Origin of the sequence: Falsirhodobacter sp. 20TX0035 (assembly GCF_028307215.1) — a bacterium.
GTDB lineage: Bacteria > Pseudomonadota > Alphaproteobacteria > Rhodobacterales > Rhodobacteraceae > Falsirhodobacter.
Map to the genome: position 1 here is coordinate 274,698 of NZ_JAQMHV010000002.1, position 11,443 is coordinate 286,140.

General features: G+C 70.2%; 8 protein-coding genes. 3 read left to right on the forward strand and 5 right to left on the reverse strand.

Annotation, left to right across the window (positions count from 1 at the left end; translation table 11 throughout):
• Positions 1–16: 16 nt before the first annotated feature.
• From tagF to tssK, 5 genes are read right to left on the reverse strand one after another with little or no spacing between them, the layout of a single operon-like run.
• Positions 17–748, reverse strand: a complete 732-nt coding sequence (gene tagF, locus PIJ50_RS05315) for a type VI secretion system-associated protein TagF (protein ID WP_271973358.1) — start codon at positions 746–748, stop codon at positions 17–19.
• On the reverse strand, positions 748–4,200 hold the full coding sequence (tssM, locus tag PIJ50_RS05320) for a type VI secretion system membrane subunit TssM (RefSeq protein WP_271973360.1): 3,453 nt from the start codon (positions 4,198–4,200) through the stop codon (positions 748–750). The genes tagF and tssM overlap by 1 nt, the downstream gene beginning before the upstream one ends.
• Complete coding sequence (tssL, locus tag PIJ50_RS05325; RefSeq protein ID WP_271973362.1) at positions 4,197–5,486, reverse strand: type VI secretion system protein TssL, long form; 1,290 nt, start codon at positions 5,484–5,486, stop codon at positions 4,197–4,199. The genes tssM and tssL overlap by 4 nt, the downstream gene beginning before the upstream one ends.
• Positions 5,479–6,699, reverse strand: a complete 1,221-nt coding sequence (locus tag PIJ50_RS05330; RefSeq protein ID WP_271973364.1) for a type VI secretion system-associated FHA domain protein — start codon at positions 6,697–6,699, stop codon at positions 5,479–5,481. Before PIJ50_RS05330 ends, tssL begins: the two co-directional genes overlap by 8 nt.
• Positions 6,699–8,054, reverse strand: coding sequence for a type VI secretion system baseplate subunit TssK (tssK, locus tag PIJ50_RS05335; RefSeq protein WP_271973365.1), 1,356 nt, complete (start codon positions 8,052–8,054; stop codon positions 6,699–6,701). The genes PIJ50_RS05330 and tssK overlap by 1 nt, the downstream gene beginning before the upstream one ends.
• 288 nt (positions 8,055–8,342) lie before the next feature.
• On the opposite strand from tssK, the gene PIJ50_RS05340 reads away from it, so the two are divergent.
• From PIJ50_RS05340 to PIJ50_RS05350, 3 genes are all read left to right on the forward strand, one after another.
• The gene (locus PIJ50_RS05340) at positions 8,343–9,290 is read left to right on the forward strand and encodes a LysR family transcriptional regulator (protein WP_271973367.1); all 948 of its coding nucleotides are present in this window, start codon (positions 8,343–8,345) and stop codon (positions 9,288–9,290) included.
• Positions 9,283–10,242, forward strand: a complete 960-nt coding sequence (locus PIJ50_RS05345; protein WP_271973369.1) for a LysR substrate-binding domain-containing protein — start codon at positions 9,283–9,285, stop codon at positions 10,240–10,242. Before PIJ50_RS05340 ends, PIJ50_RS05345 begins: the two co-directional genes overlap by 8 nt.
• A 412-nt stretch (positions 10,243–10,654) precedes the next feature.
• The gene (locus PIJ50_RS05350) at positions 10,655–11,251 is read left to right on the forward strand and encodes a glycosyltransferase family 29 protein (RefSeq protein ID WP_271973371.1); all 597 of its coding nucleotides are present in this window, start codon (positions 10,655–10,657) and stop codon (positions 11,249–11,251) included.
• The last annotated feature ends 192 nt before the right edge of the window (positions 11,252–11,443 follow it).

Consider the following 11,443-nt stretch of genomic DNA (forward strand, 5'->3'; position numbering starts at 1 on the left):
CTGGGCAGGAAGGGGTTCAGGCCTCGCGGTCCCAGCCCCCGGCGGGGGCGGGATCGGCCTCGGCGGGCCAGCCGTGGCTGCGCCACTGGCCGTCGATCAGGGCGGGAAACAGGCGTTCGGGCAAAAGGGCGGGCATGACGGCCAGACGCGGCGGCACGCGGCCCGTCCCGGCGGTCCAGAACAGGCAGACGCTGTCCGCCCGATCGCCGCACAGCCGCTGCGCGGTGGCCGCCGCGGCCGAGGCCATGGGCAGCGCCGCCGAAAGGGCCGCCGTCGCGGGCGCCCCAGGCACGGGCGGAAGGTCGGCCGCGTGCCAGCGGGGCAGAACGCGGCGGTCCAGTTCCTGCGGATCAAAGGCCGGGTCCAGCGCGTCAAGGCCAAGCGCCTCTACCGCCGCGAACCAGCGTGACGATCCCGCCATCAGGGGCAGCGGATCCAGCGGCTGCGCCAGTTCCACCCCCAGAAGAAGGGGATAAGGCCGCCCCACCGCGTCCATCCCGCACAGCATCACGCCGATCAGGCCGGGCGCGCCGGGGGCCAGTTCCGGCGGCAGGCACAGCCGCCAGATCGGCACCGACAGCGTGTTCATCCAGCCCGGGCCATAGATGCGGTGGACCACGGCCAGCCCCTCCTCCACCCACCCGTCCCAGACGCGGCGCAGGGCGGGCGACAGGCCCCGGTTGATGAAGTCGGCCCGGCCCGGGATCTTGCCGAACACGCACAGCCGGCCTTCGGGAAGCGCCGCCATCAGAACGACTCGGGGCAGCGGAAGCCGGACAGAAGCCGGCGGTCCAGCGGGTTCAGCGCGGTGTCCGACTGGATCACCAGGTTCACCACCCGGTCGGCGACGGCAAAGCGCGCCTGAAGCGACCCATCGCGCGGGTTGGTGCGGCGGTTGGCGCGGTCCAGCAGGCGGTAGATCGCCCAGTCGCCCTGCATGGCGATGCCCGGTTCGCGGTTGTTCATGAACTGCGGAAAACTGACCGAGGTCTGGCCCCCGCCGCTGGCCCCCGGCCACTGCATCCGGACCGACCGCGTGGCCGCCCCATCCAGCTCCGCGTTCTGGCCGTTCATCATCACGCGCACGGTGGACCGGGCGGGTGTGACTTCGGCCAGCGTGACCTGCACGCCAAAGGACGGCCGCTGCCCCGTGCCCCCGAACATGACCGACCGGATGCGCGCCGCCTGCTCCATCTCGGCCAGCGCCTTGGGGTCCAGATCGGCCAGCTCGTTCACGTCGCGCCATTTCCAGCCCGTGGGCGTGCGGTCCACGATGTTGTCGAGGTTGGTCTTCGTGAACTCCTCCAGCGCGCCGCCGGGGCCGAACAGTTCGCCAAAGCGCACAAGGTCCGCCTCGCGCCGCGCACCGCCGGCAAAGGGATAGCGCCCCTCGGTGACCTGACGGCACAAGGCGGCCGGGCCTTCCTGCCAGCGGCGGTTCAGCGTTTCATGCGCCGACCGCGCCGACTGGTTGACCGAGGTGGTGCTGATGTCGGAAATCCAGCCTTGCACCGGTTCGGGCAGACGCTCGGCGCTGACGGTGACCTGACGCAGCACGCCCATCGCCCCGGCCGTGTCGTCCAGGGGGCCATTGAGGTCGCTGGCGCTGACATCGCGCAGCTGGCGATACAGCATCTGCAGGTCCCCGATCACCTGATCCACGGGGGGCACGGCGTTATGCTGGCTGTTGCCCGGCACCTCGATCAGGGCGCGGATGTCGTGGAAATGCTCTTTCGCAAAGGCCGTGCCCCGATCGCGCGCGTTCTGCGCCATGGGGTGGCCCGCGATGGGATCCTCCTGCCCCTCGGCTAGAACGGGCGCACGGTCGAAACCCGTTTCCGTCACCACCGACGCCAGCAGCAACCGCATGGGAGAGGTGGAGGCCGACAGCGCGTTCATCACCCGCAGCGCGTCCCCCAGCGTGCGCAGCGGCCGCAGCGTGACCGCGGCCAGCGTCTCGTCCCACGCGAGGGAGGCTTCGCGCAGATAAAGCCGGGTGGCATCGGCGGCCAGCTTTTCGGCCATCTGCGGCTGGGGCGTATCCGTCTGATCCTCCAGCACCCACAGGTCGCGGGCCTCGGCCTCGGCCACCGCGTCCAGCCGGGGCAGAAAGACGGAATGGAAGCCGTCCGCCGTGAAGATGCCCGGCACGCGCGTGCCCTCGATCTCTCCGCGCCGGTCGCTGAAGACAAGGCCCGCCTCGGGGCCTGCGTTGTTGATCAGGCGCCACGGCGCCAGATCCTGCGCCTCGGGCGATTGCAGGATGTCCTGCAGCACCCGCGCCGCCGCCGAGCGTTCGGTCAGCGAGGCGCGGGCCCCTTCCACCTGCGCGTTGTCCAGCGCAAAGGGCGGGAAGGGTACGGCCACCAGCGTCGCCACATGCCGGCCAAGCGCCTCGCGCAGCGGTGCGTTCTCATCCCCCGGAAGGGTGTCCAGCGCTTCCTGATGGCTCCATTCGGTCACCACCTCGGGCTGCAGGGGGCCGCGGCCGCCCAGCATCAGATAGACCTTCAGATCGTGATACAGCGCGGGCGCGTCGTCCGAATCCCGCGCCAGCGCCTGTTCCGCCGCCAGCACCAGCCGGGGCAGCAGCAGCCGTTGCAGCGCGTGGTCATAGGCCCCGACGGCGGCCCCTGCCAGTTGGTCCGCCCCGTCAAAGACGGGCTGGCCCCAGCGGTCGGCCTGCGCCTGCGCGCGCGCCGCGTCCAGCTGGTCCAGTAGCGGCACGATGTCGGGAAGGGCGGGTTCGGACACCTCGGCCGGGCCAAGGGCCGTCGCCTCGGCCGACACGGCGCCAAAGGTGCGCGACAATTCCGTGGCCACGGCCGCGTTGCGCAGATAGCCCCAGACGATGGCCGACCCGAAGGCCACGGCCAGCACCGCCACCGCCGCATGGCCAAGCGCCAGACCCTTGCGGCGGCGGCGCAGGCGGGCGGGATCGACGCCGACCAGCCCCGCCTCGTGAAACACCACTTCCCCGAACAGACGGTTGAGGAAGAAGCTGTTCGGCGCCGCCCCCGCTTCCACCGGCACCACCGCGCCCTGCGTGCCGCTGACCATGTAGACGCCGCGCAGCAGCGCGGGATCGGCATAGCTGTCGGGCACGAACGCCTCGTTCATGAACTCGGTCAGCACGTCGCGCAGGCTGGCCACGCGCTGCGGGAACCCGAAAAGCGCCCCCCGGCTGCGGCTGTCGGTTTCCCCGTGCAGCCGGTCCACCAGAAGGCCGTCCACCCGGTCCACCAGCGCATCGAATTCGGTCGCGAAGGCGTCGCAGGGGTTGGACAGGCGCCCGTTCTCGCCCGCCTTCGGCAGATCGAAGGTCACGCCCCACACGGCGTCGCGCCCTTCGCGGCCCAAGGGGGCGAAGAACTCCATGAACCCGTCCACCAGATCCAGCTTGGAGATCACGACATAGACAGGAATGCGCGTGCCCAGCTCCTCGTACAGCTCGGCGATGCGTTCGCGGATGCGCGTCGCATGGTCGTGCCGTACGCCGGGCGCGCCCGTCAGCAGGTCCACCCCCACCACCACGAGGATGCCGTTGATCGGCTCCCTCCGCCGGTGCTTGCGCAGCAGGCGCAGGAAACCGAGCCAGGCCCCCCGCTCCACCCCGCCGGGATCGTCCTGCAGCGCATAACGGCCAGCGGTGTCGATCAGGACGGCCTTGTCGGTGAACCACCAGTCGCAGTTGCGCGTGCCGCCGATGCCGCGCAGGGGCGCGCTGCCATGCCGCGCGGCCAGCGGGAACCGCAGGCCCGAATTCAGGATCGCCGTTGTCTTCCCCGATCCCGGCGGCCCGATCACCGCATACCACGGCAACTGATACAGCCGGCGACCGCGCGGGCCGAAGCGGCGCTTGCGCAGGGTGGCCAGCGCCTCCTTCAGGTTGGCGCCGATGGTGGCGACCTCGTCCTCCACCTCGGCCCGGCCGGCCTTGGGGGTGGCGGTGTCCCCGCCCTCACCCACAAGGGTCGACACGCGGCGGCGCACCTGATCGTCGATCATCATCTGGACATAGCTGTAGAGGATGCCGATCACCGGCAGCACCAGCGCCCCCATCACAAGGCCCTTGTAGCTTTCCAGCGCGGTGCCGCCGAAGGGGTCCGCAAAGATCACGGCCAGCAGCAGCACCACCGACAGGACGGGCGCCAGCACCATCCAGGTCTTGCGGCGGCCCAGAAGGGTCTTCAGGGTCATGGGCGTGCCTCCTTCATCAGGATGACCTCGGTGCGGCGGTTCAGCGCGCGCCCCTCGGGGGTGTCGTTGTCGGCCACGGGCGCGGCGGCCCCCCGCCCTTCGACCAGAAGGCGGTCGGGATCGCCCATCTGCCCGCCGATCACGGCGCGCACCGCTTCGGCCCGCGCCAGCGACAGGGCGTCGTTCGACGGAAACTCGGCCGAGCGGATGGCTTGCGAATCCGTGTGCCCCTCGACCGTGACGGCGCCGGTTTCGGCGTCGAGCGCTCGCCCGATGCGCTGCAACAGTGGCAGGAACGCGGCGCGCGGCTCGGCGGCGGCGGAGTCGAACATGCCGTCGCCCCGGATGGTGACCTTGATGCTCTGGTCATCCTCGGTCACGGTCACCAGACCCTCGCGGATCTCCGGCTCCAGGAAACCGCGCAGGCGGTCGGCGGGCATCAGGACAAAGGCGGTCACGGGCGCGCGCGCCAGCGTCACGGGGCCGTCAGGCGGGATCGCCGCCGCCAGATCGCCCACCTTCTGAAGCGACGGATTGAACAGCAACCACAACAGCGCCAGAAGCGCCAACAAGAAGGCCACCGCCGCGCCCGCCGCCGCCAGCAGCGGCACGCGCAGCCGGCCCGCATCCGAGGGCACGTCCACACCCTTCCAGCGCACGGCCAGATCCGCCTCGGCGGGGCCGCGCACGCTGCGGATCAGGCGATAAAGATCCTCGCGCAGGATCTGCATCTCGCCCGCACCGCGCGCGGAAATGCGATACCGCCCCTCAAACCCGAGGCTGAGGCAGCAATAGATCAGCTCCAGCAGCTCCACGTTGCCACGCGCGTCGGGGCGCATCTGGTCCAGAAGATCGAAGACCCGGTCCCCGCCCCATGTCTCGCTGAAATGCGCGCCGACCAGCGACCGAGAGGTCCAGACCGACCGGCTCCCCCAGGAGGAGTTCATCGCGATGTCGTCCAGCGTGGCGCACAGCACGTATTTGCTGGCCTTCAGCGCCTTGGGCGCAAGGCCCAGCGTGGCCGCGCGGGTTTCGAACTGCCGGATGGCGCGGAACGCTTCGCGGTGGACCTGTTCGGCCTGCCGCACCTGCCGCCCCGCCTTCATCTCGGCGCACAGCTCCAGCACCGGGCCTGCCGCGATCACCAGGGGCGACCGCCGCCCAGCCGAGGACGCCGCCCACACCACGCCCGACGGCATCAAGGGCGCGGCCTTCGGCGCGTTGGGCAGGTTGGCCATCGGCGCGGGGCCACGCCCGCGTTGCAAATCAAGGGCGATGTCAGCCATGGTCGGCTCCTTCCTGCGGCACGCCCGCCGGCCCCGTCAGCACGCGGATGCTCAGCGCGGCCTCGCGGTGGCGGCGTTCATAGGCACGGCGGAAGGGATCGGGCCCGCCCCGCATCCGGCGCAGCTTTTCGGTGACCGAGGCCGGCTCCACCGCCTCCGCGATCGCCTCGGGGGCCAGCATCTCGGTCGCGATGGCGGTGACGCGGCGCAGGCGGTCGCGCAGATCCTCCATCTGCGCGGTGATGTCGGAACAGGCGCGGCTGATGGCCATGTCCCCCGGCAGCAGGTTCGGCAGCGGCCCCCGCAGCAAAAGGCGCAGCATGTCGCGCGAGGTGCCGGGAAGGCTCAGCGGGTTCGTCAGCTCCGTTCCCGTCCGGCGTCCGTCGTCGCCCGCCTGAAGCAGCATGTGCAGGCCCGCCAGCGCCGTCGCCAGCAGCTCCCCCGCGAGTTCCAGCGTCGCCGCCTCCTGCCCCGGGGGCAGATCGGACGGGTCCAGCCCCGCGCCCCGGCAGAAGGCGGCGGCCAAGCCCCGATCCGTGACGGGCGCGGCGGCGGCGGGGGCCGTCGCCCGCATTGGCACAGGGGCCGAGGGGGTCACGGGCGCAGCAGGGCCCGGCACGGGCGCAGGGGCCGTCGTTCCCATCTCGGCGAACAGGTCCCAGTCGTCGGGGATCGCCTCCACCCCCGTGCGCGGCGGGTCATAGGCGTCATGGACCGGATCGCGGTGATCGAACTGCGACGCGCCGTCCTCGGCCGGGAACAGGTCCCCGTCGCCGTCATCCCAGGGCGGCGTCGTGTCGCCGCCGGACCGGATGGCGTAATCCGCATCTTCCTCGGCCATCAGCACCTGTTCCAGGAAATGCGGCTCCGGCTCCTCGGGCGGCGCCTCCTCGGCGGGGCGGGACTGGCCCAGAACGGTGATGCGGTAGGGGCCCATCACCAGGCTGTCCCCGATCTCCAGCGGCAACGGGCCGCCGCCCTGCAACGGTTCGGCCGCGTCGTTCATGACGGTGCCGCCCTCGCTGTGGTCCAGCACCTGATAGGCGCCGCGGTCGTTGAAGATCAGGCAGTGCACGGGGGCCACGCCGTCCAGAACCAGCCCATTGTCCGCCGCGCTGCCCAGCGTCAGCCGATCCTCCACCACAAGGGTGCCGTCGGGGCGCAGGTTCGGCGGAAGCGGCGCCTCCCCCTCGATCGCCAGAAGCAGTCCCATCACGCGCCCCCTTCCGAACCGTGCCGCGGGATCGCCCACAACGCCATGTGAAGGTCCGGGAAGTCCCCCGGCACGTGCAGCGCCAGCCCGCCCGAAGCGCGCATGTCCTTCCAGTAGGCGCTGTTCTGGTCCAGCTGGAAGCAGACCGTCTGCGGCGCGAACGGGATCTCGCGCGGGGTCAGGGCCAGCGGCTCCAGCGCGACACCCGGAAGCGCTACGTTCACCAGTTCGCGGATGCGTTCGGCCGGGCCCACCTTGACCTGCGCCGGAAACTCGCGCCGCAGCCGTTCGGGGGGCGTGGCGGCCCGCACCACCAGCACGAAGCTGGCTGCGGTGAACAGCCCGCGATCCGCCACCTCGGCCATGTGGACGCCGTATTTAAACTGGCGCAGCGGGATGCGCAGCGCCGTGGGCGCCAGCACGGCGTTCAGCGCGGCGCGGATCAGCACGATCAGCGGGCGGAAGCAGCCCGCCAGATCGTGATGGTCATAGGCCGGCATCTCGGCAAAGCGCTTGTTCGCGCGTGAAAAGGTCGCCAATTCGCCCGCCAGCTGAAGAAGGGCGGCAAAGGCCGCCTCGGGGTGCAGGCGCGGCGTCTGGCCCAGATGGCGGAACAGCGGCTCGGTCCGGTTGATCAGCTGCAACAGCAGGAAATCGCTCATCTCGGCCACGCCGCGCGATCCCGATTCTGTCAGCCGCCCCGACAACGCCTCGCCCCGATGGTGCAGCAAGCCCGCCACCTCGGCAATCTGATCGGTCAGAGGCTGGGCCGCGGCGCAATCCAGAACGGGCGGCACATGGGCCGCGTCCAGCAGGATCTTGCCGTCGTTTCGCACCTCCACCACCCGCGCAAGGGGAAGGGAGGTGAACCCTGCCCGGTCCGCACTCTCGGGCAGGATGCGGAAGCGCAGGCGCATCACCTCGATCCGGGCCGGGTCCTTTTCGCCGCTGACCGTGTCCACCAGCGCCTTTTCCGCGATGGCGAAGCGGGCCGGAATGTCGGGGGCGGGGTGATGCTCCACCTCGCTCATCCCCGGCTGGCGCAGGGGCAGGCACAGGTGGATCCGTTCGTCCCGCAGATGGCGCGGCGGGGCATAGGGCGGGGGCGCGTCGGCGTCGTCGGGAATGGAAAAGGGCGTCCCGTCATCCAGAATGCCCGCGGCCTCCACGATCCCGATGCGGCCCTGCGCCAGCATCTCGGCGTTCAGCGTCAGCTGGGTGAAGCCCCAGCCGTAACCGTGGCGCGCGGCCATGATCTGGCGGGCGAACTTCTCGTTGTGGCGGTCGGCCTGCTGCAGATGCTCGGGGCACAGGAAAAGTCCCTCGGTCCACGCGACCCGGTTGTCCCATGACATGCAGTGCCCCTTTCAAAACCGTTCCGACGGGGCGGCGGCCCCGTGCGCTGGATGATGATTGGCACGGAGGCCCGCAGCCTGTAATCTGGGCATGGCGGCATAGGCGCATGGCAAAATGGCATGGCCGCCACGACGTTCCCTTTGCCCCGGACGCGGGGATGGCTTGGACTGGACTTTGGGGGGCGCTGGCCGAAACTGTCTGATAAGCTACGCAAAAATCCGGTATGTATGGTGTTGCCATCCGTGAGGAGGCCGGATGGCAGCATTGATCGAAGACGAGGTTCCAGAATGAATTATGTCCCTCAATCCTACCTGTCGCCCAGGTCCGAGGGTCAGGACGCCGAAGGCCCGGGGGTGGAGATCCGTCTGGCCGGAGTCGACCTCAACCTGCTGATCGCGCTGGAGGCGCTGCTGCTTCACCAAAACGTGACGCTGGCCGCGCGCAAGATCGGACAGACCCAGCCCGCCATGAGCCGGGCGCTGGCGCGCCTGCGCGACCTGCTGGACGACGACCTCCTGGTGCGCGGGTCGGCCGGCCTGCAACTGACGACCCGCGGCGCCTTTCTGGCCCGTCGCCTGCCCGCCGCCATGGCGCAGGTGCGCGAAGCGTGCCACCTGCGCCAGGCGGAATCCCGCGTGGCGCTGTCGATCAGCGAATGCTTCTCGCCGCTGCTGATGTCGGGGCTGATGCACGAACGGCCGCAGGGCAACACGCCGCTGCGCGTGGGCACCCACGGGCTGCCGCAGGACGCGCTGGACCAGTTGGAGGCGCGGGCGGCCGAATTCATCCTCGGCCCCGCGCTGCCGGACCGCGACGGCGTGGCCAGCCGCCTTGTCTTCCGCGAGGCGTTCGTGACCCTTGTGGCCCCCGGCACCGATCCCGCCGCCCTTCCGCCCCATGCGCTGATCGAAGGGGGGCCTTTCCCGCAGGTCTCCGCCGCCTTGCAGGACACGGCCGCACCGGTCGTGGACGTACCTGACATGATGGCGGCCTCGCTTCTGGCCGCGCAGGGGCGGGTGGCGCTGACCGTGCCGCACAGCATTGGCACCTGGCTGCGCCGCACGGTGGACCTGCGCGCGCTTCCCCCGCCCGTCGCCCTGCCCGACCACGAAGTGCGGATCACCTGGATCGAACGGGACCTGCCCTTGTCGCACCTGTCGCTTCTGGACCGGCTGGGCGCCTTCGCCCACGGCACGCTGACGGCCGCAGGCCGGGACGCCGCCCCCCATGGTTGAACACCGGCCCATCGACAGCCTGTCCGACCTGCAACTGGACGACATCGCCGAGGTGCAGGATCTGGGCGAATTCGACCTCAACCTGCTGGTGGTGCTGGCCGCGCTTCTGCGCCGGCGCAACATCACCCATGCGGGGCAGGACGTGCGCCTCAGCCAGCCGGCGGCCAGCCGCGCGCTGACGCGCCTGCGCGCGATCTACGATGATGAACTGCTGGTGAAGGCCAACCGCGCCTTTGACCGCACCCCCCTGGCCGAGGCGCTGTTTCCCAAGGTGACCTCCGCCCTAGGCGACATCGACGGCATCCTAGACCGCACGCCGCTCGCGCCCGAACGTTTCATACTGGCGATGCCCGACCATCAGGCGCTGCTGCTGTCGGGCCATCTGGTGAACTACTTCCGCGAGGTGGCGCCGGGCACCGTGTTCCTGCCGCTCACCCGCCTGTCCAACGCGCTGCCGCAGCTGGAGTCGGGCAAGATCGACCTGATCCTCGGCAACATGGCGGACGCGCCACCAGGCTTCTTCCGCCGCGCCCTGCCCCCCGCGCCGGTTCTGGGCCTGTGCCATCCCGAACATCCCGCCGCCGCCGGCCGGCTGTCCCATGCCGATCTGGGGCGCTTCCTGTCGGTGCGCATCGGATCGAACACGCAGACCGGGTTCGGCGACGTGCATGACGGGCTGGAGGATCTGCGCCCGCGGTCGCGCGAAACGCTGACCGTGCCCGACATCCAGACGGCGGCGCAGCTGCTTCTGGGCACCAACGCGATCCTGATGCTGCCCGCCCGCGCCGCCCGCTATCTGGCGGATCGCTACGGCCTTGTGACCTTCACCACGAAATCGCCCCCGACCACCGGCTACCAGATCAGCCTGTTGTGGCACGAACGCAACCACCGCGACGTCATCCACGCCGGCGTCCGCAGCATGATGGCCTCCCTCATGATCGAGGGGGGCTGAGGCCTATCGGCCCCCTATGCAGCGTAAGAAGAAGCCCGCCACGGGGGAGGGCGCGGGGAGGGAAAACTGATACGACGCGTCCGATCGCGATCGTCTTTGCGGATCCGGCGGTGGACCGGCCGGCGGAGGCGAACTTCGCCCGCGCCTTGCCGGTGCGGGTCCTTTCCCGCGACTCCTCGCACTTCAGGCAGACGGCGCCCATGGCAACCTTGGCTGCGCCCCGCTTCTTTCCCTCCTGCCCCATGCGGGTGCGAGGCGCAGAGACGATCGGGACGATGCGTTGCGGAAGGTCGAAACATCTCGTTGCACTGGACGCGCGCCAAGGTGTGAACCAGTTTCCCCCCGATTCCCCTTGACGAAGCGGGCTCGTTGCCCGAAGCGCCCGAAGGCCGCCGGATGACAGGAAGACACCTTGGACCACACCACCGACACAGACGTTCTGCACCTTCGCAACATGTTGTCCCGCCTTGTCGCGGGACGTCCGGTATCCCTTGTCGGCAACGCGGCCTCCCTCTTCTCCTCGCGCCATGGGGCAGAGATTGACGCGGGCTGCGTCGTGCGCCTCAACTCCGGCGTGCCGGTCCGGGCGCGGGCCCAGGGGCGGCGGGTGGATCTCCATTGCTTCAGCACGATGTCCAGCTTCCGCTACAACATGGGACGGGCCCGGTGGCGGGTCCGCCTGAAGAAGCGGTATTTTGACGGCACCCCCTCCGTCTGGATGGGCTGGGGGGAACGCGACACCGCCGAAGATCCGCAGCAGCTGTTCTACCCCCTTCCGCTGCTTGAGGCGCTGACCGAACGGCTGGGCGCCCCGCCTTCGGTGGGGGCCCGCAGCCTGCACATGCTGCACGAACTGACCACGGCCGACCTGCGGCTTTTCGGCTTCGATTTCAAGCAAAGCACGACCTTCTACCGGACCAAGGAAAACCTCGGCTCCCACGACTGGGAGGCGGAACGGCGGTTCGCGCTGTCTCTTCTGGAGGGGGGACGGGTGACACTCCGCTCCTGACCCGTTAACTTTCCGGCCTCCGTTAACCTCTTGTCAACGGAGTTGTGGAAGAATGCCCCGCGTGTGGCACGAGGGGATCTCCATGAACATTCGTCCTGATCTTCCTCCGACGCGGGCCGAGGCGGAGGCGGCGCTGGAGGTGTTGCGGGGGTACACGGCGCAGGCGACGGAGGACGACCTTGTGGCGCTGCA

Bases quoted from the DNA above. Each gene is read 5' to 3' on its own strand.
- tagF (WP_271973358.1), bottom strand. From the start codon at position 748: ATGGCGGCGCTTCCCGAAGGCCGGCTGTGCGTGTTCGGCAAGATCCCG.
- tssM (WP_271973360.1), bottom strand. From the start codon at position 4,200: ATGACCCTGAAGACCCTTCTGGGCCGCCGCAAGACCTGGATGGTGCTG.
- tssL (WP_271973362.1), bottom strand. From the start codon at position 5,486: ATGGCTGACATCGCCCTTGATTTGCAACGCGGGCGTGGCCCCGCGCCG.
- PIJ50_RS05330 (WP_271973364.1), bottom strand. From the start codon at position 6,699: ATGGGACTGCTTCTGGCGATCGAGGGGGAGGCGCCGCTTCCGCCGAAC.
- tssK (WP_271973365.1), bottom strand. From the start codon at position 8,054: ATGTCATGGGACAACCGGGTCGCGTGGACCGAGGGACTTTTCCTGTGC.
- PIJ50_RS05340 (WP_271973367.1), top strand. From the start codon at position 8,343: ATGAATTATGTCCCTCAATCCTACCTGTCGCCCAGGTCCGAGGGTCAG.
- PIJ50_RS05345 (WP_271973369.1), top strand. From the start codon at position 9,283: ATGGTTGAACACCGGCCCATCGACAGCCTGTCCGACCTGCAACTGGAC.